This window comes from Streptomyces sp. NPDC048255, from assembly GCF_040652415.1.
Classification (GTDB): domain Bacteria; phylum Actinomycetota; class Actinomycetes; order Streptomycetales; family Streptomycetaceae; genus Streptomyces.
Map to the genome: position 1 here is coordinate 1 of NZ_JBEZMA010000004.1, position 24,036 is coordinate 24,036.

Genomic DNA, 24,036 nt, shown 5'->3' on the forward strand with positions numbered 1-24,036 from the left:
CACCACGAGTCCCAACGGGCGCAAGGCCTCGCTTCCGAAGCCGAGGCGTGGGACGGGGACGCGCAGGAGAGTCCCCGCAGGACGAGCGCGCAACCTGGGCCAGGCATTCGTAGCGGGGGCTCAGTGCGCGAGCCGAGGAGACGCTCCGGAGCGTCCCCGGCCCACATCCAACGCCCAACCCAGCCCCGCCGGCGATTGAGGCGCGGGGCCTGGGGCAGAGCCCCAGCAACGCCGCCGCACCCGGCAAGCACGGCGCAGCCGAGGCCGCACCCACGCACGGCAGGGCCGAGGGCAACGGCCTCGCAGGGGTTAGGTCGGGGTCGCGGTGGCTTTCAGGGCGAGCCAGAGTTCCATGCGGACGTCCGGGTCGTCGAGGGAGCGGCCCAGGATCTCCTCGACCCGCTTCATCCGGTAGCGCAGCGTATGGCGGTGCACGCCGAGGTCGGCCGCGGCCGCGTCCCACTGGCCGTGGCGGGAGAGCCACGCCTGCAAGGAGGCCACCAGGTCGCCGCGCCCCACCGCGTCGTGCTCGCGCAGCGCCCGAAGCGTGCCGTCCGCGAAGGCGCGTACGGCCTCGTCGGCCAGCAGCGGCAGGACCGAGCCCGCCGCCATCTCCTCGTGCTCGACCAGCGGGCGGCCCCGGCGGCGGGCCACGGCGAGGGCCTGGTCGGCCTGTTTCATGGCCGACGCCACACCCCCGGGCCCCGCCGGGGCGGACAGGCCGACCACCAGCTCGTCCGGCTCCGGCCCGGTGGCCTCGCGCCCGCGCCGGGACTCCAGGGCCTCCGCGTGGTCCGCGCAGGCGTGCACGGCCGAGCCCCCGTCGGCGGCCAGCACCACGAGCCGGCCGGGCTCCGGCACCACCAGCAGCGCCTCGCCGGTGCGGGCGGCCGCCGACTCCACCGCGTCGGCCAGCAGCGCCAGCCCCTCGGGCTGGGCCGTGCCGGGCAGTGCCGGTTCGGCCACGATCAGCCGGAACGGCGCCTCCAGCAGGGCCCCGTACAGGTCCCCGGCCACGGCCCGCGCATGGTCGGCCTCCCCGGCCAGGAGCATCCGCAGCACGGCCGCCCCCAGCCGGGACTCGGCGTCGTGCAGGGAGCGCGAGCGTTCGGTGGTGAGGGTGAGCAGCGCCACCGCGGAGTGGACGGCGTACCGCTCGGCCGTGCCCAGCGGGGCCCCCGTACCCACGGCGAGCGCGCCCCGGGCCCGGCGGCCGGTGCCCAGGGACTGGAGCTCGACCCGGTCCTCGGAGCCGCCGACCACCGCGCTGGCGGGCGCGGGCCGCTCCCGCAGCCGCTCCACGTCGGGGGTGAGCCGGGCGGCCCGCCGGGCGGCCCAGTCGGGGGCGGCCGCGACGACCGCGCCGGAGGTGTCGTACAGCGCGGCCCAGCCGTGCACGTGCGCGGCCAGCTTCGCCAGCAGGTCGGCGGGCCCGTCGGCGGACAGCGCGGCCCGGGTCAGTTCCCGCTGCGCCTCGAAACCGGCGGTCACGGCCCGGTACTGGTCCGCGGCGAGGGCCGCGGAGACGGCCTTGCTGATCGCGAGGAAGGGGGTGCGGCGCGGCACCTCCAGCAGGGGCAGGTCCTCGGTCCGCGCGGCCTCGACCAGCGCCTCGGGGATCGCCTCGTAGTTGACGCCGATCGCGAAGCCGATGCCGACGACCCCGGCCGCGGCGAGGCGGCGGACGTAGCGGCGCATCTCCTCGGGGTCCTCGGCGTCCAGCTTCATGGCGGTGATCAGCAGGAGTTCCCCGCCCTCCATGTAGGGGACGGGGTCGGCGAGCTCGCTGACGTGTGCCCAGCGCACGGGGGTGTCCAGGCGGCTCTCCCCCGCCCGGACGCTGAGCTTGAGGGCCGAGTGCTGGACGAGCGAGGCGAGGGTGAGCGGCATCGGTTACCAGGAGCCTTAGCGGGAGGGGACGGCGGAAGTGGTCCGGCCGAAGCGCATCAGAGGGGCCGTACCCGATTTCGCCGTGTCGTATGAACGGCTCCCCTCGATTCTGCCACCCCGTACGGGTCGGGGCCGTGCGGGTCCGGCCCCCGCCGCTTCAGGCCGTCCCGGTGAGCCTGACCAGCAGCGGGGCGGCCCGCTCCCCGCGGACGGAGGTCAGCGAGAGCACGGCGTGCCCGGGCGGTACGGAGTGCGCCAGGTCGGAGGCGGACCAGCGCTCCCGCTCCACCTGCCGCACGGTCACCGCGTCCGTGGTGACCGCCTTGCCCGTGACGAGCTTGCGGAAGGCGTGGATGGCCCGGGTCAGCGGCTGGTCTGCGAAGACGGTCCGGTGGGTGACGTCCCGCGTCTCCACCCATTCGGTGCCCCAGGCCTCCGCGAAGCGCTTGCCGTCCCAGGTGGTGACCCCCGAGAAGGCCATCCGGCAGCCGACCGCCCCGAGGAGCGGCGTCCGCAGCGCCTCCGGTACGTCGTCCAGCGTGCGCAGCGTCAGCAGGACGCCCGCGTTGGCCGAGCGCAGCCGCTGCACGCCCCGCACGGTCTCCGGGGTGAGGGTGTGCGAGGCGTCGTCGATGGCGAGGAAGGCGAAGAGGGAGCGGTCGGTGCGGGCCGCGGCGGCGGCGTTGAACTGGGCGAGCAGCAGCCGGGCCAGCATGCGGGAGGCGTCGGCGTGCCCGCGCTCGGGCAGGTCGACGCGGACCCGGATCGGGTGTTCCAGGGCGCGCAGCGAGAAGGGCCGGCCCTGGCCGGCCTCGAAGTCGTCCCCGTCGCAGGCCCCGACGTTGAAGAAGGCCGCGAAGGCGGGCCGGTCGAGCAGGGCCACCCGGTCGGCGAGGGCCGGTCCCGGGTCGGCGGGGGCCCCGTGCTGCCGCTCCCGCGCGTCGAGCTCGCGCAGCATGGTGAGCTGCCCGGCCTCGTCGAGCCTGCGCCGCAGGCCGGCGAGGGCGGACGGGACCTGGTCGAGGAGCTCGCGCAGCTCGGGTACGGCGGGGAAGCGGCCGTACGCGGCGCGGAACGGCCCGAGCAGCTGGGCGAGGGCCGTCGCGGCGCGGCGTACGTCGATGCCCGGGACGTCTCCGACGAAGGCCTCGGCGAGGAGGGTGGCGGCCTCGTCGGGGTCGGTGGTGCCGCCGTACAGGTCGAGGTCGTAGACGGAGGCGGGGTCGCCGACGCGGACCACGACGTCGTAGGCGGAGTCCGGGCCGAGCCGGGTCCCGGCCGCGCCGACGGCGACGACGGCGGCCTGGCCGGCGAGCGCCTGGAGTGCGAGGGACTCCACGACGGGCCGCACCAGCCGGGCGGTCTTGCCGGTGCCGGAGGGGCCGACGGCCAGCAGGGAGGTGCCGAGGACGTCGGGGTCGAGGGCGAGGCCGGTGCCGCGGCGGGCGTAGGGGTTCTGCGCCCCGTCCACGGCCGCGCCCAGCAGCACTTGTCGGGCCAGCAGGTCGTGCCGGGCGGCCCGCGCGGGCAGGTCCCGGGCGCCGGAGGGGTGGACGCAGGCCCCGGCGCCCTTGTCCCGTACGGCGTCGGCGAAGGCCCGCAGCCGGGAGGGGTCGACGCGTACGGAGTCCCAGGCGCGGCGGATGCGCGCGTAGTCCACGTCGTTCATCCGCCCGGCGGCGATCTCCCCGCCGAGCCGCTCGGCCGCCTCCGCCAGCCCGGCGGCCCGCACCTGCGGCCATCCGGCGGGGTCGTCCGGCTTCCCCGCTTCGACGCGGGCCGGAGGGGCGGGCTGTGCGGCCCGTGCGGCGTCGCCTCCGACCAGTCTGAGACCCAGCTCGGGCCAGCGGCCGAGGCGGCCGAAGCCGAAGATCAGGGCCCCCGCGACGACGGCGTACCAGATGTACGAGGCCACCACGGCGGCGTTGGTGTTGGCCCAGGAGTCGGGCGTGAACATGTAGAGGGGCCAGAGCCAGAATCCGCCGAGGTAGCCGTTCCACAGCAGGGACCACAGGAGCAGCCCGGCCAGCAGGGCGATGAGGGCTCCGCTGATCAGCTGGCGGGTCGGGGTCCTCTCGGGCTCCTCGGCGGGGCGCGGCACGTGCCCGTAGGTCCAGACGCCCGGCCCGTCGGAGGCGCGCGGGACGCGCAGCCAGTCGCCGAGCGACGGCCCCGCCGCCGGTGCGTGGGAGGGCCTGGGCGGAAGGCCGGGGGTGGGCGGGTCGGCCGGGCGGGGGATCCGCCCGGTACCTGGCGGGCGCGTCTCGTGCGTGCCGTCGGTGTCCATGAAACCCCTGCCCCCTACCCGTTCCTGCGCTGCGCCGCTCAATGTAGTGGCCCGGCGCGGGTCGTGGGCCGTACCGCGCGTGGTTTCGCCGGACCCTCCGGGGGAGAGTCCTCGTGTCCTTCCTATGGCCGTCACGGACAAGGACACGCGGGCATCACTCCCGAACGGAGCATGCCGTACCCCCTTCCCCGGGCCTAGCCTGCGGACAAAGACACAAGTGCGTCCGAAAACACCCCCCCAGGAGCCCTCTATGACCGCTGTCCCGCAGGAGCGCCGCATCGTCACCGCGATCCCCGGCCCCAAGTCGCAGGAGCTGCAGGCCCGCCGCCTCGAGACGGTGGCCGGCGGCGTGGGCTCCGTGCTCCCCGTCTTCACGGCCCGCGCGGGCGGCGGCATCATCGAGGACGTCGACGGCAACCGCCTGATCGACTTCGGTTCCGGCATCGCCGTGACCTCGGTCGGCGCCTCCGCCGAGGCCGTCGTGCGCCGCGCCTCCGCGCAGCTCGCGGACTTCACGCACACCTGCTTCATGGTCACGCCGTACGAGGGCTACGTCGAGGTCTGCGAGGCCCTCGCCGAGCTGACCCCGGGCGACCACGCCAAGAAGTCGGCGCTGTTCAACTCCGGCGCCGAGGCCGTCGAGAACGCCGTCAAGATCGCCCGTTCGTACACCAAGCGCCAGGCGGTCGTCGTCTTCGACCACGGCTACCACGGCCGTACCAACCTGACGATGGCGCTGACCTCGAAGAACATGCCGTACAAGCAGGGCTTCGGGCCGTTCGCCCCCGAGGTCTACCGCGTCCCGGTCGCCTACGGCTACCGCTGGCCCACCGGCGCCGAGAACTGCGGCCCCGAGGCCGCCGCCCAGGCGATCGACCAGATCACCAAGCAGATCGGCGCCGACAACGTCGCCGCGATCATCATCGAGCCGGTCCTCGGCGAGGGCGGCTTCATCGAGCCGGCCAAGGGCTTCCTGCCGGCCATCGTGAAGTTCGCCAACGACAACGGCATCGTCTTCGTCGCCGACGAGATCCAGTCCGGCTTCTGCCGTACCGGCCAGTGGTTCGCGTGTGAGGACGAGGGCATCGTCCCCGACCTGATCACCACGGCCAAGGGCATCGCGGGCGGTCTGCCGCTCGCCGCCGTGACCGGCCGCGCCGAGATCATGGACTCCGCCCACGCGGGTGGCCTGGGCGGCACCTACGGCGGCAACCCGGTGGCGTGCGCCGGTGCGCTCGGCTCCATCGAGACCATGAAGGAGCTCGACCTCAACGCCGCGGCGAAGAAGATCGAGTCCCTCATGAAGGCCCGCCTGACGGCCATGCAGGAGAAGTACGACATCATCGGCGACATCCGCGGCCGCGGCGCCATGATCGCGATCGAGCTCGTCAAGGACCCGGTCTCCAAGACCCCGTTCCCGGAGGCGGCCGGCGCGCTCGCCAAGGCCTGCCACGCCGAGGGCCTGCTCGTCCTCACCTGCGGCACCTACGGCAACGTGCTCCGCTTCCTGCCGCCGATCGTCATCGGCGAGGACCTGCTGAACGAGGGCCTGGATATCATCGAGGCCGCGTTCGCGGGCATCTGATCGAACGGCTAGAACGCCCGAACGCAACGCCCGCCCGGTACCGCCGGTAACCGTCGGGCGCTGTGAAGAAGGTGTGGGGGGCCGATGGCGGGAGCGCGATCCCGCTGTCGGTCCCCCTTTCGCTGCCGTACGGTTTCTGCAGATGAGTGAGACACCCCGCTCCCGGGAGACCGGGGGCGACACCAGTACCGGGCTTCCCCAGCGCCGCACTGGGCATGCGTTCGCGCACACTCCTCACCGATCGGACAGTCGTACGCCCCAAACCCCCCGGGGCGCACGGCAACCCGGTCCGGGCGGCCGTCCCGGAACCATCCCCCCTGTTCCGGGACGGCCGGCCACTCTCCGGCGCGCCACTCTCCGACAGGCCGCCCCGCCGGCCGCGTTCTCCCTGCTGGCGCTCTGCCTGATCACCTGGCAGGTTCTCGTCGCGGGCCCCCTGTCGGCCGCCGACGAACGCCTCGGCCGCGCCCTGGTGCGCGCCGCGCCCGACGCGGTCACCGAACGCCTCGCCGACCTCGGCAACATCCCCGTCGCCGTACCCGTCCTCGCCTTGGCCATGGCGTACGCCGCCTGGCGCGGGGACCGGCGCGGCGCCCTGGCGGCGGGGCTGGCCATGGCCCTGGTACCGGTCCTGGTCGTGCCGCTCAAGGAATGGACCGCCCGGCCGGGCCCGCTGGAGCCCTGGGCGGCCGGCTACTACCCCTCGGGCCACACGGCCACCGCGGCCGTCGCCTACCTCGGCGCGGCCCTGCTGGTCTCCCCGTACACCCGCCGGAACTGGCCGGTGGCCGTCGCCCTCGTGCTGGTGGGGGCGACGGCCACCGGGCTGGTGCTGCGCGGCTTCCACTGGCCGCTGGACGTCCTGGCCAGCTGCTTCCTGTGCGTGCCGCTGCTGCTGGCGGTGAGCGGGTTCAGCCGGTCCGGCGGGTTCAGCCGCCGAAGTAGCCGTCGAAGTTCCGGCTGAACTCCCAGCCGCCGAAGCGGTCCCAGTTGATCGACCAGGTCATCAGCCCGCGCAGGGCGGGCCAGGTGCCGTGCGTCTGGTAGCTGCCGCAGGTCGTACCCGACTTCTTCGTCAGGCAGTCCAGGGCCTTGTTCACCTCGGCGGGCGGGGTGTGGCCGTTGCCCGCGTTCGTGGTGGCCGGGAGGCCGATGGCGACCTGCTCGGGGCGCAGCGGCGGGAAGACCCGGTCGGCGTTGCCCGCGACCGGGAAGCCGGTGAGCAGCATGTCGGTCATGGCGATGTGGAAGTCGGCGCCGCCCATGGAGTGGTACTGGTTGTCGAGGCCCATGATCGGGCCCGAGTTGTAGTCCTGGACGTGGAGCAGGGTGAGGTCGTCGCGCAGGGCGTGGATGACCGGGAGGTACGCGCCCGCGCGCGGGTCCTGGCCGCCCCAGGGGCCGGAGCCGTAGAACTGGTAGCCGAGCTGGACGAAGAAGGTCTCCGGGGCCATGGTCAGGACGAAGTCCGGTCCGTACTTGGCCTTCAGGGTCTTCACGGCCGAGATCAGGTTGACGATCACCGGGGTGGTGGGGGCGCGGAAGTCGGTGTCCCCGGTGGCCAGGGAGAGGGAGTGGCCCTCGAAGTCGATGTCCAGGCCGTCGAGCCCGTACTCGTCGATGATCTTGCTGACGGAGGAGACGAAGGTGTCGCGGGCGGCCGTGGTCGCGAGCTGGACCTGGCCGTTCTGGCCGCCGATCGAGATCAGCACCTTCTTGCCCGCCGCCTGCTTGGCCTTGACGGCGGCCTTGAACTCCGCCGGGGACTCGACGTTCGGGCATTCGGCGACCGGGCACAGCTGGAACCGGATGTCGCCCGAGGTCACGGAAGTGGGTTCGCCGAAGGCGAGGTTGATGACGTCCCAGGAGGCGGGCACGTCGGCCATCCGGACGTAGCCCGAGCCGTTGGCGAAGCTCGCGTGCAGGTAGCCGACGAGGGCGTGCGCCGGCAGGCCGCTGCCGGGATCGCCGGGATCGACCGGACCGCTGGCCGTGGTCGCGGAGACGGCCGGGCCCTTCGGGGACTCGCCCGCCGCGTTCACCGCGCTGACCTGGAAGGCGTACGTGGTGGCAGCGGCCAGGCCGGTCACCGTCGCCGAGGTGCCGGTGACGGCCAGGGGCGCGGCGCCGTCGCGGTGGACCTTGTACGAGGTGGCGCCCGGGGCCGCCGTCCAGGAGAGGTGCACGCTGCTCGCGGTGGCGCCGGACGCGGTCAGGCCGGTGGGGGCGGCCGGGGGCTGGGGCTGGCCGGGGCCGCCGGGGTCGGGGCCGACCAGGGTGAGGTCGTCCGTGAGGTGGGCGGGCTGGCCGTACCAGCCGTGGGTGTAGACGGTCACCGAGGTGGTGGCCGGGCCGGTGCGGAAGCTGGTCGTCAGCTGCTTCCACGCACCGGGGGTCTGCGTCCAGGTGGACACGTCGGTGGTGCCCGTCCCGGTCGCGCCGAGGTAGACGTAGGCGCCCTGGACCCAGGCGCCGAGGGTGTAGGCGGAGTCGGGTCTCACCGTGACGGTCTGGGAGCAGCGGGCGTTGTCCTGGCCGGCCGGGGTGGCCCGGAGGGCGGAAGCGCCGCCGTGGACCGGTGTGGTGACGAGGGTTCCGCTGCCTGCCGAGCAGCTCCAGCCGTCGAGGCCGGCCTCGAAGCCGCCGTTGCGTACGAGGTCGGCGTCGGCAGCCGCGGCGGGCGGTCCCGCGGCGAGGAATCCGGCCGCCGCCAGGGCGGCGGCCGTGAGGATGGACCAGGCTCTGCGCACAACTGCCTCCGGGGCATGGGGGGATGGAGGGGGTCAGCGGCGCCCAAGATGGTCCAGACCAATACCCTTGTCAAGACTTCCGGCCCTCCTCCGCCAGCACGCGCCCGGCCGCCTCGTGCATCGCGAGCTCCAGCACGGCCGGGTCGGTGAGCGTGCCCCAGCCGTCCGGGAGCACCATCCAGCGCACGCCGCCGGTCGCCCGGCCGGGATACGGGACCACGATCCAGGTCCCGCGCCCGGCTCCGCGCACACCCGTGCCGACCCAGCGGGACGCCGTGCCCGGGGGCACGAAGAAGCCCAGCCGGGAGTTGCCGAAATCGGCGAGCACCGGGCCGGGCCGGTCGAGGAGCAGGTACAGCACGTCGAGGGTGGCCCGCCCCAGCTCGCCGGGCAGGATCAGCACGTCCCAGCGCCGGCCGGCGGGCAGCAGGGCGACCCCGAGGGGGTTGCGCTCCCACTCCCACCGGCAGGCCTCGGGATCCGGCGCCGCCGATACCAGCCATTCCACTGCCGTCTTGGCCTCCGGGTCGGTCATCGCCCGGCCTCCGTTCGTCTCGTGCTCCGGTGAAGGGTTCTCACCGGGAGAGAGCGGGGCCGTCCGCGGCTATGACGCGGGTTCCGTTGCTCCGTGGTGGTGAATCGGGTCACGCGGTGACCGGCGGAGTGCGCCGGGCGTGCGGACCTCGATCAGCACATGAGCGGATCAGCTGGGTACCGGCGGCGGCTCAGCTGTCGAAGCCGAGGCCGAGGCGGTCCAGCGTCCTGAGCCACAGGTTGCGGTGACCGCCCTTGCGGTCGGCGCGGGCCAGCGACCACTTGGTGAGGGTGATCCCGGTCCAGGCGAAGGGCTCCGGCGGGAAGGGCATCGGCTTGGTGCGGACCATCTCCAGCCGGGTGCGTTCGGTGTCGAGGCCGTCGAGCAGGTCCAGCATCACGTCCGCGCCGAAGCGCGTGGCGCCGACGCCGAGCCCGGTGTAGCCGGCCGCGTAGGCGACCTTCCCGGAGTGCGCCGTGCCGAAGAAGGCCGAGAAGCGCGAGCAGGTGTCGATCGCCCCGCCCCAGGCGTGGCTGAACTTCAGCCCCTCCAGCTGCGGGAAGGCGGTGAAGAAGTGCTCCGCGAGCGTGAGGTAGGTCTCGGGGCGGTGGTCGTACTCGGAGTCGAGCTTCCCCCGGTAGGGGTAGATCGCGTCGTAGCCGCCCCACAGGATCCGGTGGTCCCGGGTGATCCGGAAGTAGTGGAACTGGTTGGCGCTGTCGCCCAGCCCCTGCCGGTTCTTCCAGCCGATCGAGGCCAGCTGGGCCTCGTCCAGCGGCTCGCTCATCAGCGCGTAGTCGTAGACCGGGACAGTGAACGGGCGGATCCGCTTGACCAGCGACGGGAAGATGTTGGTGCCCAGGGCGACCCGGCGCGCCAGGATCGTGCCGTAGGGGGTCTGGACGGTCATGCCGGCGCCGGCCGGGGCCATCTTCAGGCCGCGGGTGTTCTCGTAGATCCGCACCCCGAGGTCCAGGCACGCCTGCTTGAGGCCCCAGGCCAGCTTCGCCGGGTTGAGCATGGCGACGCCGTCCCGGTCCCAGAGGCCCGCGAGGAAGGTCGGGGAGTCGACCTCGGCGCGCAGGGCGTCGCGGTCCAGCCATTCGGAGCCGTCCGCGAGACCCAGGCGCTGTGCCTCCTCGTGCAGTTCGCGCAGCTCCTCGACCTGGTGCGGTTCGGTGGCCACGTCGATCTCGCCGGTCCGCTCGAAGTCGCAGTCGATGCCGTAGCGGGCGACCGCCTCCTCGATGGCGTCGAGGTTGCGCGCGCCCAGCTCCTCCAGCCTCTTCAGCTCGCCGGGCCAGCGGGCCAGCCCGTTGCCGAGGCCGTGGGTGAGGGAGGCGGCGCAGAAGCCGCCGTTGCGGCCGGAGGCGGCCCAGCCCGCCTCCTTGCTCTCGATCACCACGACGTCCCGCCCGGGGTCGCGCTCCTTGGCGAGGAGCGCGGTCCACAGCCCGCTGTAGCCGGCCCCGACGACCAGCAGGTCGCAGCGCTCGTCGGAGGTCAGCGCCGGCTGGGGGGCGGGCTTGCCGGGGTCGTCCAGCCAGTACGAGACCGGCTTCGCTTCCGAAAGGGATTTCGCAACACTACGCATGGCGACTGGGGCCATGGCTTCCAACTCCCTACAGGGTCTACTTCGGTTGTGCCTTCTTGCGGCGGTTGCCGACCATCTGGCCGGCGAGGACCACCAGCACCGCGATGACGAACATCGCCGTGCCGATGACGTTGATCTGCACGGGCGTACCGCGCTGGGCCGATCCCCACACGAACATGGGGAAGGTGACGGTGTTGCCCGAGTTGAAGTTGGTGATGATGAAGTCGTCGAAGGAGAGTGCGAAGGAGAGCAGCGCTCCCGCCGCGATACCGGGCGCCGCGATCGGCAGGGTGACGCGTACGAAGGTCTGCACCGGCCCCGCGTAGAGGTCGCGGGCGGCCTCCTCCAGCCGCGGGTCCATGGACAGGACGCGCGCCTTGACGGCGGCGACGACGAAGCTGAGGCAGAACATGATGTGGGCGATCAGGATCGTCCAGAAGCCCAGCTGGATGCCCATGTTGAGGAAGAGCGCCAGCAGCGAGGCGGCCATCACGATCTCGGGCATCGCCATGGGCAGGAAGATCAGCGAGTTGACCGCCCCGCGCGCCCGGAAGCGGTAGCGCACCAGCGCGAAGGCGATCGCGGTGCCCAGGGCGGTCGCGGCGAGCGTGGACCACAGGGCGATCTGGAGCGAGAGCGAGAGCGAGCCGCACAGGTCGGCGACCCCGCAGGGGTCCTTCCAGGCGTCGAGCGAGAACTCCTGCCAGGCGTAGTTGAACCGCCCGGAGGGGTTGTTGAAGGAGAAGACGGTCACGACGAGGTTCGGCAGGATCATGTACGCGAGCGTGCCGAGGCCCGCGATGACGACCAGATTGCGCCGGAGCCAGGCGAGTGGGTTGCGCATCAGACCAGGTCCTCCGTCCCCGCTCGGCGGATGTAGATGGTGACCATGATCAGCACGATGGCCATGAGGATGAAGGACAGCGCGGCCGCCGTCGGGTAGTCGAGGATCCGGAGGTACTGCGACTGGATGACGTTGCCGATCATCCGGGTGTCCGTGGAGCCGAGCAGCTCGGCGTTGACGTAGTCGCCGCTCGCCGGGATGAAGGTCAGCAGGGTCCCGGAGACCACGCCCGGCATGGACAGCGGGAAGGTCACCTTCCGGAAGACCGTGGCGGGGCGGGCGTACAGGTCCCCGGCGGCCTCGTGGAGGCGGGTGTCGATGCGCTCCAGCGAGGAGTACAGCGGCAGGATCATGAAGGGCAGGAAGTTGTACGTCAGACCGCAGACGACCGCGAGCGGCGTGGCCAGCACCCGGTCCCCCTGGGTCATGCCGAGCCAGCTCGTGACGTCGAGGAAGCCGATGCTGTTCAGCACGGCGACCACCGGGCCGCCGTCGGCCAGGATCGTCTTCCAGGCGAGGGTGCGGATCAGGAAGCTGGTGAAGAACGGGGCGATGACCAGCACCAGCAGCAGGTTGCGCCAGCGGCCCGCCTTGAAGGCGATCAGGTAGGCCAGCGGGTACCCGAGGAGCAGGCACAGTGCGGTGGCGGTGCCCGCGTAGAGCAGGGAGCGCAAGAACTGCGGGTAGTACTCGGTGAAGGCGTCCCAGTAGGTCTGGAAGTGCCAGGTGACCTGGAAGCCCTCTTCGAGGGAGCCGGTCTGCACCGAGGTGGAGGCCTGGTAGACCATCGGCAGCACGAAGAAGACCAGCAGCCACAGGATGCCGGGGAGCAGCAGCCAGTACGGGACCAGCCGCTTGCGTGCGGACGGCTTGTGCACCGGGGGTTCGGCGGGGGCGGGCGCCTGGGGCGGCGCCGCGACGGTGGTCATGCGTTCTCCTCCACCGTCTCGATGCCCGCGTCGATGGCCTGGGCGGCGTCGAGGCCGAAGGTGTGCTCCGGGTTCCAGTGCAGGATCACCTCGGCGCCCGGGACCAGGCGGGCGTCCCGCTCGATGTTCTGGGCGTAGACCTCCAGCTCGGGGCAGACCTGGCTGTCGATGACGTACTGGGTGGACACGCCGATGAAGGAGGAGGCGGCGATCCGGCCGGGGATCTTGTTGCGGCCCGCGGCGACGGTGTGCTCCTCGTCGGCGTGCACCAGGGAGATCTTCTCCGGGCGTACCCCGACCAGCAGTTTCCCGCCCGCGCGGGGGGTGGTCGCGCAGCGGGCCGCCGGGAGCCGGAGCTTCGTACCGGAGGCGGAGACGACCACCTCGGAGCCGGCGGACTCCACCCCGGCCTCGATGAGGTTCGAGGTGCCCAGGAAGTTGGCGACGAAGGTGGTGCCCGGGTTCTCGTACAGCTCGGCGGGCGCGCCGAGCTGCTCGACGCGGCCGCCGTTCATCACGGCGACGGTGTCGGCCATCGTCATGGCCTCTTCCTGGTCGTGCGTGACGTGCACGAAGGTGATGCCCACCTCGGTCTGGATGCGCTTGAGCTCCAGCTGCATCTGGCGGCGCAGCTTGAGGTCGAGGGCGCCGAGGGGCTCGTCGAGGAGGAGCACCTGGGGGTGGTTGATCAGGGCCCGGGCGACGGCTACGCGCTGCTGCTGGCCGCCGGAGAGCTGGTGCGGCTTCTTGCCGGCCTGCTCGCCGAGCTGGACCAGCTCCAGCATGTCGTCGACCTGCTTCTTGACGGACTTTATGCCGCGGCGGCGCAGCCCGAAGGCGACGTTCTCGTAGATGCTCAGGTGCGGGAAGAGGGCGTAGCTCTGGAAGACCGTGTTGACCGGCCGCTTGTACGGCGGCAGGTCGGTGACCTCCCGGTCTCCGAGGTGGACCGTGCCGGTGGACGGCTCCTCCAGGCCGGCGATCATGCGCAGGGTGGTGGTCTTCCCGCAGCCCGAGGCGCCGAGCAGGGCGAAGAAGGAGCCCTGGGGAATGGTCAGGTCCAGCGGGTGCACGGCGGTGAAGGTGCCGTAGTGCTTGCTGATCCCGGTGAGGCGGACATCGCCGCCCGCGGTCTTGTCAGTCATCGGTGGGTCCCGGGGTTGGGTGGGGGAAGGGTCAAGGACTCGGCGGAGCGGGCCGGGGCGCGCCACGCGGCAGGCGGTAGGCGACGCCGGCCGGAGGCGCAGGGCGCTGGGCTGAGCGCTAGGCGCTAGGCGCTAGGCGCTAGGCGCCGATGAGCTTGGCGAACTTCTCTTCGTACGCCGTCTCTTCCTCGCTGCTCAGCGAGCGGAAGGCGTGGGCCTTGGCGGCCATCGCCTTGTCCGGGACGATCAGCGGGTTGTCCGCGAGTGCGGGGTCGATCTTGGCCAGCTCCTCCTTGACGCCCTCGACCGGGCACACGTAGCTGATGAACGCGGCCAGCTGGGCGGCGATCGGCGGCTCGTAGTAGAAGTCGATGAGCTTCTCGGCGTTGGCCTTGTGCCGGGCCTTGACGGGGACCAGCAGGTTGTCGCTGGAGGTGATGTAGCCGGGCGCCGGGATCGCGTACTGGATGTCCGGGTTGCCGGCCTGGAGCTGGATGACGTCGCCCGCCCAGGCGAGGCACGCGGCGAGGTCGCCCTTGTCGAGGTCCGCCGTGTAGTCGTTGCCGGTGAAGCGGCGGATCTGCTTGGTGTCCACGCCCTTCTGGAGCCGGCCGATCGCCCCGTCGAAGTCGGCGGTGGTGAACTTCGCCGGGTCCTTGCCCTGGTCGAGCAGGGTCATGCCGACGCTGTCGCGCATCTCGGTGAGGAAGCCGACGCGGCCCTTGAGGGAGGGGTCGTCGAGCATCTGCGTGACGGAGTCGACCTTCTTCCCGCCGGTGGCCTTGGTGTTGTAGGCGATGACGGTGTCGATGCCGGTCCACGGGTAGCTGTAGGCGCGGCCCGGGTCCCAGTCCGGGGTGCGGAACTGCGGGATCAGGTTGGCGTAGGCGTGCGGCAGGTGGGAGGGGTCGAGCTTCTGCGCCCAGCCGAGGCGGATGATGCGGGCGGCGAGCCAGTCGGTGACGACGATCAGGTCGCGGCCGGTGTCCTGGCCGGCCGCGAGCTGCGGGCGGATCTTGCCGAAGAACTCGACGTTGTCGTTGATGTCCTCGGTGTACTTGACCTTGATGCCGGTCCGCTCGGTGAACTCGTCCAGCGTGGGGCGGGTCTTCTCGTCCTCGCTGGTGTCCATGTACTCGGTCCAGTTGGAGAAGTTGATCTGCTTCTCCTGCTCCGAGTGGTCGTCGGAGGCCACCGCGTCGCCCTCGCGCTTGGCGGGCGGGATGCCGCAGGCGGTGAGGGCGGACAGGCCTGCGACGGTGAGCGCTCCGACTCCGGAGGCGCGCAGCAGCGAGCGGCGGGTGAGTGCGCCGCGTCCACTGGTGAGGCTGCGCCGCATCGCGGCGAGTTGCGCCGCCGAGAGGCGGTCGGGCTCGAACTGCTCCATGCGCGTTGCCCTTTCGGGATGGGTGCTGGCCGCTGGTCCGGCGGCGGGTGGCTATCTGTCCCCGAAGACGGTGCGGTGCCAGTCCTTCGCGGCGACCGCTGTGTTGTCGTACATCACGTGCTTGACCTGCGTGTACTCCTCGAAGGAGTAGCTGCTCATGTCCTTTCCGAAACCGCTCGACTTGTAGCCGCCGTGGGGCATCTCGCTGATGATCGGAATGTGGTCGTTGACCCACACGCAGCCCGCCTTGATCTCGCGGGTGGCGCGGTTCGCCCGGTACAGGTCGCGGCTCCACGCGGAGGCGGCGAGTCCGTACGGGGTGTCGTTGGCCAGCGCGATGCCCTCGTCGTCGGTGTCGAAGGGCAGGACGACGAGGACCGGGCCGAAGATCTCGGACTGGACCACCTCGCTGTCCTGGGCGGCGCCGGCGATGAGGGTGGGCCGGTAGTACGCGCCTTCGGCGAGCTCGCCTCCCGGGATCTCGCCGCCGGTGACCACGGTGGCGTAGCCGCGGGCGCGTTCGACGAAGCCGGCGACGCGGTCCCGCTGGGCGTGGGAGACCAGCGGGCCGAGGTCCGTGGTGGGCGCGAAGGGGTCGCCCAGGCGCACGGTCTCCATCAGCTCGGCGACCCGGGCGACGAAGGCGTCGTGCAGCGGGCGCTGGACGTAGGCGCGGGTCGCCGCGGTGCAGTCCTGGCCGGTGTTGATGAGGGAGGCGGCCACGGCCCCGTGTGCGGCGGCCTCCAGGTCGGCGTCGTCGAAGACGAGGAAGGGGGCCTTGCCGCCGAGTTCGAGGTGGAGCCGCTTGACGGTGGCGGTGGCGATCTCGGCGACCCGCTTGCCGACGGCGGTCGAGCCGGTGAAGGAGGTCATGACCACGTCCGGGTGGCCGACCAGGTGCTCTCCGGCCTCCCGGCCCGCGCCGGTGACGATGTTGATCACCCCGTCGGGCAGGCCCGCGTCCTTGGCGGCCTGCGCGAACATCAGGGAGGTCAGCGGGGTGAGCTCGGCGGGCTTCAGGACGATGGTGTTGCCCGCGGCGATGGCCGGGAGGATCTTCCAGGCGGCCATCTGGAGGGGGTAGTTCCAGGGTGCGATGGACCCGATGACCCCGATGGCCTCGCGGCGTACGTAGGAGGTGTGGTCCCCGGAGTACTCGGCCGCGGCCTGCCCCTGGAGGTGGCGCGCGGCCCCGGCGAAGAAGGCGGTGTTGTCGATGGTCCCCGGCACGTCGAACTCCGTGGACAGCTTGATCGGCTTGCCGCACTGGAGGGACTCGGCGTACGCGAAGTCCGCCGCCTGCTCGGCCAGTACGGCGGCCAGCCGGTGCAGGGCGTCGGAGCGCTCGCCGGGGGTGGCGCCGGACCAGCCCGGGAAGGCCCTGACGGCGGCGGCGACGGCCTCGTCGACGTCCGCGGTGCTCGCGAGTTCGTAGGTGAGGACCTCCTCACCGGTGGCCGGGTCGACCACGGTGTGTGACTGTCCGGAGGTGCCGGACCTCAGTCGCCCGTCGATGTACTGCGCGCCGTCCGCGAAGCGGTCCTTGACCTGGAAGCGATTGCCCATCACGCTCTCACGCTCTCCGTAGCTACAGTTCGAGCTACAGCTCGAATTGAGTGCCGATCCTGGCAGAGGTGGACCCCTCGGCCAAGTGATTCCGTTGTTGCCTTTTGATTACGCGACGGAATCGGTCGACCATGTGTCGAGGCGCGCCCGAAATCCCGTACGAAGTGTCCGTGGCGACTGCCAGACTCGCGTGCATGGAAATGATCGACAAGCTGATCAAGCAGGTCAGCCGCGGTGAGCGGGTGAAGTTCCTGCCGTTCTGGGGCCACCGTCCGCGACCCGACGGGACGCTCGGACCGAGCTGTCTCAGCCAGTGGTGGCCGTCCGCTTTCACTGTGGGTGACGTCCGCTATGCCACGGCGGAGCACTGGATGATGGCCGGAAAGGCCCGCCTGTTCGGGGACCCGGAGGCCGAGCGGGCCGCACTGGAGGCCGGCAGCCCGGCGGCCGCGAAGAGGGCCGGGCGGCTGGTGCGCGGCTTCGACGACGCGATATGGGAGCGGGAGCGGTTCGCCCTGGTGGTGGAGGGCAGCGTGCACAAGTTCGGCTCCGACCCGGCACTGCGCTCCTACCTGCTGTCCACCGGGAACCGGGTACTGGTGGAGGCCAGCCCCATGGACCGGATCTGGGGCATCGGACTGGCGGCCGACGACGAGCGCGCCCTGGACCCGCGGCGCTGGCGCGGGCTGAACCTGCTGGGCTTCGCCCTGATGGAGGCCCGGGAGCGGCTGCGCGAGGAGCTGCGCGAGGGCGGCGCAGGAAAGTAAATGCGTGGCGGCACCCGGGCCCGGCGGCCTAACGTGATCCTTGTCCAGGTGCGCAGGTGAGACCTACTTCCACTCTTAATGGGGCGGTCGCGGGTTCGAGTCCCGCCGCCGGCTTCCGGGCCGGTGTAGCTCAGTTGGCAGAGCACCACGTGGTTTCGCCGACCTCGATCTCTGGACACCTACGTCACGCACCTCCCGGTGCGCGGGCTGCGGCTCCTTCTTCCACGAAACCAGGCCGCCGCCCACCTTGATCTCGGGAGGCACGCGTGGGGGATGCCCGGTGCGCAGGCAGCGGTTACTTCTTCCGGACCCGGAGGTCGTGGGTTCGAATCCCACCCGGCTCGTCACCCGCAAGGGAACGGGCCGGTGGAGCAGCGCGGTAGCTCGCCGGGCATAAAGTCCGCCGCCGACTCCGATCTCGGGCATCCCCCACGTCACGCCTCCCCCGCTTTCCTTGAATTCGGGGGGATTCACATGGCTCGTTTCAACCTGCGCCGCGCGCCCAAGGCGGCGCCCGCCGCGCCCACCTCGCCCGTCCGCTCCACCGGCCGCCGCGCCGCCAACCACCACGGCAGCCGCGGGTACCTCCGCGATCCGCGCTCCGAGCTGTTCCTGCTCGCTGTGGCCAACTTCGTGACGCAGCGCACCGCGTACGAGAGCGGCGAGGCCCGCGACGAGCGGTACGCGGCCCTCGTGCGCACCCTCGCCGTCGAGGACCCGGAGTGGACCGCGGGCCTGCTGGGCTGGCTGCGCGGGGAGGGCAACATGCGCACCGCCTCGCTCGTCGGCGCCGCCGAGTACGTGAAGGCGCGCCTGGACGCGGGTGCCACCGGCGGGCCTTCGAACCGCCAGGTCGTGGACTCCGTACTGCGGCGCGCGGACGAGCCCGGTGAGCTGCTGGCCTACTGGACGGCCAGCTACGGGCGCAACGTGCCCAAGCCCGTCAAGCGCGGCATCGCCGACGCCGTGCGCCGGCTCTACAACGGCAACTCGCTGCTGAAGTACGACACCGCCTCCGACCGGCGCGGTTACCGCTTCGGCGACGTCCTCAACCTCGTACACGCCGCCCCCGACCCGGCCAAGTCCTGGCAGGGCGAGCTGTTCCGGTACGCGCTGGACAGGCGGCACCACCCGCAGAGCGCCGAGCTCCCGGCCGGCAACCGCACCCTGGCGGCCCACCGGGCGCTGATGGAGCTGCCGGTGGAGGAGCGGCGCGCCGTGGTCACCTCCCCGGACGGCGCGGAGCGCTTCGCGGCGGCGGGCATGACCTGGGAGGCGCTGGCCGGATGGCTCCAGGGCCCGCTGGACGCGGCCGCCTGGGAGGCGGTCATCCCGTCGATGGGCCCGATGGCGCTGCTGCGCAACCTGCGCAACTTCGACCAGGCCGGGGTCTCGGACGCGGTCGCGGCGCGGGTCGCGGCGAAGATCTCCGACCCGGAGGTCGTCGCCCGGTCCCGGCAGTTCCCCTTCCGCTACCTGGCCGCCTATCAGCACGCACCCTCGCTGCGCTGGGCCTACCCGCTGGAGCAGGCGCTCGGGCACTCGCTGGGCAACGTCCCGGCGCTGCCGGGGCGGACACTGATCCTGGTCGACCGGTCGGGGTCGATGTGGCACCCGCTGTCGGACCGCTCGCAGCTCAACCGGGCGGACGCGGCCGCGGTCTTCGGCGCGGCGCTGGCGCAGCGGGCCGAGCACGCGGACCTCGTGCAGTTCGGTACGAGCAGCAAGAAGGTCGCGTACGAGCGCGGCGAGTCGGTGCTGAAGATGCTGGAGCGGTTCGAGGACCTCGGCGGCACCAACACCTCCGAGGCCGTCCGGCAGCACTTCAAGGGGCACGACCGGGTCCTGATCGTCACGGACGAGCAGGCCGACTACCGCTCCTACGGCGGTGACCCGACGTCCCTGGTGCCGGACACCGTCCCGGTCTACACCTGGAACCTGGCCGGCTACCGGGTGGGCCACGCGCCCTCGGGCTCGGACAACCGGCACACCTTCGGCGGGCTCACCGATGCGGCCTTCCGCATGGTGTCGCTGATCGAGGGCGGCCGGAACGCCGACTGGCCGTGGGCCGCGTAGGGCCGCGACCTGCCCGCGGGACGACGGGGGCCACGGGGCCTCGGGGCTACGGGGCCTCGGGGGCTGAGAGGCCCCGGGGCTGCGAAGCCTCGGGGCTTCGCCGTCGCGTGTCGTCAGACCCGCTCGTGGACCTGGGAGTTCGAGTAGGAGCTCCCGCCGTCGTGGTCCTCGTAGTCGTTGCCGCCGTCCCAGTCGTCGAACCAGAATCCGGCCAGCAGGGCGGTCGTGACCAGGGCGCCCAGGGCGAGGGCCACCGAGCCCGTGATGAGCCCGGCCAGCGCCATCCCGCCGTTGTCCGCCTCGCCTCGGCTCGCCCGGCCCCTGCCGAGCACGCCGTAGACGATCGCCCCGATGCCGAGCGGGACCGCCAGGAAGGCGGTGATGCACCCGAACACCGCGACCATGGCGAGGATGCCGAGGACGAGGGCGGTGATGCCGAAGCCGTTGCTCAGCTGACGGCCGCCGCTGTACGGGTAGCCGTCGTAGCCGGGGTACCCCGGCTGGCCCGGGTATCCCGGGTACCCGGGGTATCCCGCGTCGCCGGGGTATCCGTACCCCGGCTGGGCGGGCGGCGGTCCGGGGTAGCCGTAGCCGCCGGGGTCCGGCTGGGCCGGGTACCCGTAGGCCGCCGACGCGGGCGCGGGCGCGGGGCCCGGCTGCGCGGCAGGTCCGGCGGACGCCGCGGGATCCTCCCCGGGTATCCCGGCGAGCGTCGGCTGGTCGTGCACGGACGGCGGTCCCGGCACGCCCGGCACGCCCGGCGTGCCCTGCTGCTTGCCCAGGTCCGCCGCGGAACGCTCGGGCGGTGCCCACGGGTCTCGCTGCTCGGGACTGTTCTCGGTCATGCGGCCCCCTCTCGTCCAGCCATGCTAAGCGTTGGCGCCGACAGTGACGGGCCTGCCTACGATGAGTGCGGACCACCCGCACTGCGCCATCCCGGAGGCACCCCCCATGACCGACCTGCACCCCTTCATCGCGGGGCTGCCCAAGGCCGAACTGCACGTCCACCACGTCGGCTCCGCCTCCCCGCGCATCGTCGCCGAACTCGCCGCCCGGCACCCCGACTCGAAGGTGCCCACCGACCCCGAGGCGCTCGCCGACTACTTCACCTTCACAGACTTCGCCCACTTCATCGAGCTCTACCTCTCGGTGGTCGACCTGGTCCGCACCCCCGAGGACGTACGCCACCTCACCTTCGAGGTCGCGCGTGACATGGCCCGGCAGAACATCCGCTACGCCGAGCTGACCGTCACCCCCTACTCCTCCACCCGCCGCGGCATCGACGAGACGGCCTTCATGGAGGCCATCGAGGACGCCCGCAAGGCCGCCGAGAGCGAATTCGGCGTCATCCTGCGCTGGTGCTTCGACATCCCCGGCGAGGCCGGCCTGGAGGCTGCTGCCGAGACCGCCCGCCTCGCCGTCGACCTGCGCCCCGAGGGCCTGGTCTCCTTCGGCCTCGGCGGTCCCGAGATCGGCGTCCCCCGGCCGCAGTTCAAGCCGTACTTCGACCAGGCCCGCGCCGCCGGACTGCACAGCGTGCCGCACGCCGGCGAGACCACCGGCCCGGAGACGGTCTGGGACGCCATCCGCGAGCTGGGCGCCGAGCGCATCGGCCACGGCACCAGCTCCACCCGGGACCCGGAGCTGCTGGCCTACCTCGTCGAGCACCGCATCGCGCTGGAGGTCTGCCCGACCTCCAACATCGCCACCCGCGCGGTGACCGACCTCGACGAGCACCCGGTCAAGGAGATGTTCGAGGCGGGCGTGCTCGTCACCATCAACAGCGACGACCCGCCGATGTTCGGCTCCGACCTCAACAACGAGTACGCGGTGGCCGCCCGGCTCCTCGGCCTCGACGAGCGCGGTCTCGCCCAGCTCGCCAAGAACGCCGTCGAGGCCTCCTTCCTGGACGAGCCCGGCAAGGCGAAGCTCAGCGCGGAGATCGACGCGTACACCGAGCAATGGCTCGCGCGCTGACCTCCCGCTGACCCGCGGGCCGCGAGAATGGGGCCATGCGCACCCTGACTGCCGTCGGCCACCGCGGCGATCCCTACCGTGTCCGTGAGAACACCCTGTCCTCGATCCGCTCCGCGTTCGCCCGAGGGGCGGACGCGGTCGAGATCGACGTGCGGCTGACCCGCGACGGGGTACCGGTCCTGCTCCACGACGAGACGCTCCAGCGGCTCTGGGGCCATGACCTTCGGCTCGACGAGGTCACGGCCCCCCAGCTCAAGGAGCTGACGCAGGGCGGGGTCCCGGCCCTGCGCGAGGCCCTGATGGCCGCCGGCGCGGGCCGGGTGATGATCGACCTGCCCGGCGCGACGACCGAGGCGGTGCGGACCGTCGTCGGCCTGGTCCGCGAGTGCGGGGCGCGCGAGCGGACGTACTACTGCGCCGGACCGAACTCCATGCTGGCGGTGCGCGCCGCCGATCCGGGCGCGGAGATCGCACTGACCTGGACCACGCTCTCGCCGCCGCGCCGGGTGCTGCTCGACGCGGTGGCGCCGCGGTGGCTCAACTACCGCTTCGGGCTGGTGAGCCGGGAGCTGACGGACGCGCTCCACCGCGACGGCCTGCTGGTGTCGGCCTGGACGGCCGACACCCGGCGGACGATGCGCAGGCTCATCAGGGCCGGGGTCGACTCGGTCACGACCAACCGGGTGGACGCGCTGACCGCCGTACGGACCGAGCTCGGGCGGTGATACGGACCCCGGCCGCGCGGCTGGGCCGGTCCGCACGCCTGGGCCGGGCCGGGCCGTGGGCGGTGGACCTGGGCCTGACCCTGCTGGTGCAGCTGGCCGTCACGATGCCCTTCGTGCTGCCGCGGGAGGCGTCGCTGCCGCCCGCGACCTGGGGCTCGTACGCGATGACCACGCTGGCGGTGGTGCCGCTGGTGTGGCGGCGGCGCCGGCCGGTCACCGTGCTGGTGGCGATCCTGCTCGTCGGCGGGGTCTACCGGGTGGCGTTCGAAGGGCCGGGGCAGCCGCTGCCGTACGCCGGGCTGATCTCCTTCTACACGGTCGCCCTGATGTGCCCGGCCCGGGTGCGGGTGGCGGTCGGCGTGCTCTCGGTCCTGACGGTCTCGGCGTCCACGGGTCTGCGGACGGGGACGGCCAGGGAGCTGTCCTTCACCGTGTTCTGTGCGGGGGCCGCCTACGCGCTGGGCCGGCTCCAGTACACGCGGCAGGCCTACACCGCGGCCGTCGAGGACCGCGCGGCGCAGCTGGAGCGGGCCAACCGGATCGAGGCGGAGCAGGCCGTGACGCGCGAACGGGCCAGGATCGCACGGGAGATGCACGACATCCTCTCGCACGCCGTCAGCATCATGATCGTGCAGGCGGAGGCCGGTCCGGTGGCGGTGCGGCGGGCGCCGGAGCGGGCGGAGGCGGCCTTCGAGGCAATCTCGGAGACCGGCCGGGACGCGATGGTGCAGTTGCGGGCGATGCTCGGGCTGCTCCGGGAGGACGGTCCGGCGCCGCGCGAACCGCAGCCGGGGGTGGCCGCACTGCCCCGGCTGCTGGACCGGGTGCGGCAGGGCGGGCCGCGGATCGTGTACGAGGAGACGGGCGAGGTGCGGGCGCTGGCCCCGGCGGTGGACACGGCCGTGTACCGGATCGTGCAGGAGGCCCTGACGAACGTGGTCAAGCACGCCGCGGCGGGCCGGGTGTCGGTGCGGCTGCACCACACGGAACGGGACCTGACGGTCACGGTCGAGGACGACGGGCGGGGTCCCGCGCGGGCCGGCGGCAGTGGCGGGCACGGGCTGATCGGGATCCGGGAGCGGGCGGCCGCGCACGGCGGGACGGCCACGGCCGGTCCCGGCCCGGACGGGCGGGGCTTCCGCCTCAGTGCCGTCCTTGTAACCTCGCGCCAGGAGGTGGGGAGTTGACGATCCGTGTGGTGGTGGCCGACGACCAGGAGCTGGTGCGCAGCGGTTTCGCGATGATCCTCGACGTCCAGGAGGACATCGAGGTCGTGGCGGAGGTGGGGGACGGCGCGGCGGCGGTGGAGGCGGTGGCCCGGCTCGCCCCGGACGTGGCGCTGCTGGACATCCGGATGCCGGTGCTGGACGGGATCGAGGCCTGCCGGACGATCTCGGCGCGGAGCGCGTGCCGGACGGTGATGCTGACGACCTTCGACTCGGACGAGTACGTGTACGAGGCGCTGCACGCGGGGGCGAGCGGGTTCCTGCTCAAGGACGTGCGGCGGGACGACCTGGTGCACGCGGTACGGGTGGTGGCGGCGGGCGAGTCCCTGCTGGCGCCCTCGGTGGCGCGGCGGCTGATCGAGGAGTACACGGCGGCGACGGTGGCGCGGCCCGCTCTGGCGGCGGACCGGCTGGAGGTGCTGACGGCGCGGGAGCGGGAGACGCTGCTGCACCTGGGGCGGGGGCTGTCGAACGCGGAGATCGCGGCGGCGCTGGTGGTCAGCGAGCACACGGTGAAGTCGCACGTGGGGAACGTGCTGGCGAAGCTGGGGCTGCGGGACCGGATCCAGGCGGTGATCTGCGCGTACGAGACAGGTCTGATCGCGGCGGGTACTCCCGCTGGGGAGTGAGGGGACGGCGTGTCGCCTCCCTCGCGCGAGGGAGTTGTCGTACCGGTGAAGACCCCTCCCGCGGGTGATCCTCAACCATCCCTCTGACCAGCAGCATTGAGGTCATCGGGGCAGCACGGCCCCG

At 72.5% G+C, this 24,036-nt stretch carries 19 protein-coding genes and 1 tRNA gene; 9 read left to right on the forward strand and 11 right to left on the reverse strand.

Annotated elements, in window-relative coordinates; translation table 11 throughout:
* Positions 1-309: 309 nt before the first annotated feature.
* Both AB0D94_RS05355 and AB0D94_RS05360 read right to left on the reverse strand, forming a co-directional pair.
* Entirely contained in the window at positions 310-1,890 is a 1,581-nt protein-coding gene (locus AB0D94_RS05355) for a PucR family transcriptional regulator (RefSeq protein WP_362045832.1), read from the reverse strand.
* 157 nt (positions 1,891-2,047) lie between these two features.
* Positions 2,048-4,177, reverse strand: coding sequence for an ATP-binding protein (locus AB0D94_RS05360; RefSeq protein WP_362045835.1), 2,130 nt, complete (start codon positions 4,175-4,177; stop codon positions 2,048-2,050).
* Positions 4,178-4,427: 250 nt separating this feature from the next.
* Here AB0D94_RS05360 and gabT point away from each other — a divergent pair, with 250 nt between their 5' ends.
* Both gabT and AB0D94_RS05370 read left to right on the forward strand, forming a co-directional pair.
* Positions 4,428-5,762 (forward strand): 4-aminobutyrate--2-oxoglutarate transaminase, encoded by a 1,335-nt coding sequence (gene gabT / locus AB0D94_RS05365; protein WP_362045838.1) that lies wholly within the window; start codon positions 4,428-4,430, stop codon positions 5,760-5,762.
* A gap of 142 nt (positions 5,763-5,904) precedes the next feature.
* A complete protein-coding gene (locus tag AB0D94_RS05370) occupies positions 5,905-6,726 on the forward strand; it encodes a phosphatase PAP2 family protein (protein WP_362045841.1) in 822 nt (273 codons plus the stop codon).
* Here the strand turns inward: AB0D94_RS05370 and AB0D94_RS05375 are convergent.
* The 8 genes from AB0D94_RS05375 to AB0D94_RS05410 form a co-directional block, all read right to left on the reverse strand.
* Positions 6,692-8,512, reverse strand: coding sequence for a glycoside hydrolase family 18 protein (locus tag AB0D94_RS05375; RefSeq protein ID WP_362045844.1), 1,821 nt, complete (start codon positions 8,510-8,512; stop codon positions 6,692-6,694). The genes AB0D94_RS05370 and AB0D94_RS05375 overlap by 35 nt on opposite strands.
* Before the next feature lie 70 nt (positions 8,513-8,582).
* Positions 8,583-9,047: a hypothetical protein gene (locus AB0D94_RS05380; RefSeq protein ID WP_362045847.1), complete on the reverse strand. Its 465-nt coding sequence runs from the start codon at positions 9,045-9,047 to the stop codon at positions 8,583-8,585.
* 190 nt (positions 9,048-9,237) lie between these two features.
* Complete coding sequence (locus tag AB0D94_RS05385) at positions 9,238-10,656, reverse strand: FAD-dependent oxidoreductase (RefSeq protein ID WP_362045850.1); 1,419 nt, start codon at positions 10,654-10,656, stop codon at positions 9,238-9,240.
* A 22-nt stretch (positions 10,657-10,678) separates the two neighbouring features.
* A complete protein-coding gene (locus AB0D94_RS05390; protein WP_362045853.1) occupies positions 10,679-11,485 on the reverse strand; it encodes an ABC transporter permease in 807 nt (268 codons plus the stop codon).
* Positions 11,485-12,414: an ABC transporter permease gene (locus AB0D94_RS05395; protein WP_362045857.1), complete on the reverse strand. Its 930-nt coding sequence runs from the start codon at positions 12,412-12,414 to the stop codon at positions 11,485-11,487. Before AB0D94_RS05395 ends, AB0D94_RS05390 begins: the two co-directional genes overlap by 1 nt.
* Positions 12,411-13,559 (reverse strand): ABC transporter ATP-binding protein, encoded by a 1,149-nt coding sequence (locus AB0D94_RS05400; RefSeq protein WP_362045860.1) that lies wholly within the window; start codon positions 13,557-13,559, stop codon positions 12,411-12,413. Before AB0D94_RS05400 ends, AB0D94_RS05395 begins: the two co-directional genes overlap by 4 nt.
* A gap of 139 nt (positions 13,560-13,698) precedes the next feature.
* Entirely contained in the window at positions 13,699-14,946 is a 1,248-nt protein-coding gene (locus AB0D94_RS05405) for a spermidine/putrescine ABC transporter substrate-binding protein (RefSeq protein ID WP_362045864.1), read from the reverse strand.
* Between the two features lie 51 nt (positions 14,947-14,997).
* A complete protein-coding gene (locus AB0D94_RS05410) occupies positions 14,998-16,512 on the reverse strand; it encodes a gamma-aminobutyraldehyde dehydrogenase (RefSeq protein ID WP_362046442.1) in 1,515 nt (504 codons plus the stop codon).
* Positions 16,513-16,706: 194 nt separating this feature from the next.
* On the opposite strand from AB0D94_RS05410, the gene AB0D94_RS05415 reads away from it, so the two are divergent.
* The 3 genes from AB0D94_RS05415 to AB0D94_RS05425 all read left to right on the forward strand — a co-directional run bounded on the left by AB0D94_RS05415 (position 16,707) and on the right by AB0D94_RS05425 (position 19,355).
* Positions 16,707-17,279, forward strand: coding sequence for an NADAR family protein (locus tag AB0D94_RS05415; RefSeq protein ID WP_362045867.1), 573 nt, complete (start codon positions 16,707-16,709; stop codon positions 17,277-17,279).
* 52 nt (positions 17,280-17,331) lie between these two features.
* Positions 17,332-17,393: transfer RNA gene (locus AB0D94_RS05420), tRNA-Ser, on the forward strand.
* A gap of 360 nt (positions 17,394-17,753) precedes the next feature.
* Positions 17,754-19,355 carry a TROVE domain-containing protein gene (locus tag AB0D94_RS05425; protein WP_362045870.1) on the forward strand — a complete coding sequence of 534 codons (1,602 nt, stop codon included), beginning with the start codon at positions 17,754-17,756 and terminating at the stop codon, positions 19,353-19,355.
* A 113-nt stretch (positions 19,356-19,468) separates the two neighbouring features.
* Here the strand turns inward: AB0D94_RS05425 and AB0D94_RS05430 are convergent, their stop codons facing one another.
* On the reverse strand, positions 19,469-20,200 hold the full coding sequence (locus AB0D94_RS05430; protein ID WP_362045873.1) for a DUF4190 domain-containing protein: 732 nt from the start codon (positions 20,198-20,200) through the stop codon (positions 19,469-19,471).
* A 106-nt stretch (positions 20,201-20,306) separates the two neighbouring features.
* Between AB0D94_RS05430 and AB0D94_RS05435 the strand changes: the two genes are divergently transcribed.
* From AB0D94_RS05435 to AB0D94_RS05450, 4 genes are all read left to right on the forward strand, one after another.
* Positions 20,307-21,332, forward strand: coding sequence for an adenosine deaminase (locus AB0D94_RS05435; RefSeq protein WP_362045876.1), 1,026 nt, complete (start codon positions 20,307-20,309; stop codon positions 21,330-21,332).
* 35 nt (positions 21,333-21,367) lie between these two features.
* On the forward strand, positions 21,368-22,057 hold the full coding sequence (locus AB0D94_RS05440) for a glycerophosphodiester phosphodiesterase (protein ID WP_362045879.1): 690 nt from the start codon (positions 21,368-21,370) through the stop codon (positions 22,055-22,057).
* A 104-nt stretch (positions 22,058-22,161) separates the two neighbouring features.
* On the forward strand, positions 22,162-23,244 hold the full coding sequence (locus AB0D94_RS05445; protein WP_362046444.1) for a histidine kinase: 1,083 nt from the start codon (positions 22,162-22,164) through the stop codon (positions 23,242-23,244).
* A complete protein-coding gene (locus AB0D94_RS05450) occupies positions 23,241-23,912 on the forward strand; it encodes a response regulator transcription factor (RefSeq protein ID WP_266940807.1) in 672 nt (223 codons plus the stop codon). Before AB0D94_RS05445 ends, AB0D94_RS05450 begins: the two co-directional genes overlap by 4 nt.
* Positions 23,913-24,036: the final 124 nt, after the last annotated feature.

Bases quoted from the DNA above. Each gene is read 5' to 3' on its own strand.
- AB0D94_RS05385 (WP_362045850.1), bottom strand. From the start codon at position 10,656: ATGGCCCCAGTCGCCATGCGTAGTGTTGCGAAATCCCTTTCGGAAGCG.
- AB0D94_RS05425 (WP_362045870.1), top strand. From the start codon at position 17,754: ATGGCTCGTTTCAACCTGCGCCGCGCGCCCAAGGCGGCGCCCGCCGCG.
- AB0D94_RS05440 (WP_362045879.1), top strand. From the start codon at position 21,368: ATGCGCACCCTGACTGCCGTCGGCCACCGCGGCGATCCCTACCGTGTC.
- AB0D94_RS05435 (WP_362045876.1), top strand. From the start codon at position 20,307: ATGACCGACCTGCACCCCTTCATCGCGGGGCTGCCCAAGGCCGAACTG.
- AB0D94_RS05445 (WP_362046444.1), top strand. From the start codon at position 22,162: ATGCCCTTCGTGCTGCCGCGGGAGGCGTCGCTGCCGCCCGCGACCTGG.
- AB0D94_RS05395 (WP_362045857.1), bottom strand. From the start codon at position 12,414: ATGACCACCGTCGCGGCGCCGCCCCAGGCGCCCGCCCCCGCCGAACCC.
- AB0D94_RS05415 (WP_362045867.1), top strand. From the start codon at position 16,707: ATGGAAATGATCGACAAGCTGATCAAGCAGGTCAGCCGCGGTGAGCGG.
- AB0D94_RS05390 (WP_362045853.1), bottom strand. From the start codon at position 11,485: ATGCGCAACCCACTCGCCTGGCTCCGGCGCAATCTGGTCGTCATCGCG.
- AB0D94_RS05410 (WP_362046442.1), bottom strand. From the start codon at position 16,512: ATGGGCAATCGCTTCCAGGTCAAGGACCGCTTCGCGGACGGCGCGCAG.
- AB0D94_RS05405 (WP_362045864.1), bottom strand. From the start codon at position 14,946: ATGGAGCAGTTCGAGCCCGACCGCCTCTCGGCGGCGCAACTCGCCGCG.
- AB0D94_RS05355 (WP_362045832.1), bottom strand. From the start codon at position 1,890: ATGCCGCTCACCCTCGCCTCGCTCGTCCAGCACTCGGCCCTCAAGCTC.
- AB0D94_RS05360 (WP_362045835.1), bottom strand. From the start codon at position 4,177: ATGGACACCGACGGCACGCACGAGACGCGCCCGCCAGGTACCGGGCGG.
- AB0D94_RS05380 (WP_362045847.1), bottom strand. From the start codon at position 9,047: ATGACCGACCCGGAGGCCAAGACGGCAGTGGAATGGCTGGTATCGGCG.
- AB0D94_RS05400 (WP_362045860.1), bottom strand. From the start codon at position 13,559: ATGACTGACAAGACCGCGGGCGGCGATGTCCGCCTCACCGGGATCAGC.
- AB0D94_RS05370 (WP_362045841.1), top strand. From the start codon at position 5,905: ATGAGTGAGACACCCCGCTCCCGGGAGACCGGGGGCGACACCAGTACC.
- AB0D94_RS05430 (WP_362045873.1), bottom strand. From the start codon at position 20,200: ATGACCGAGAACAGTCCCGAGCAGCGAGACCCGTGGGCACCGCCCGAG.
- gabT (WP_362045838.1), top strand. From the start codon at position 4,428: ATGACCGCTGTCCCGCAGGAGCGCCGCATCGTCACCGCGATCCCCGGC.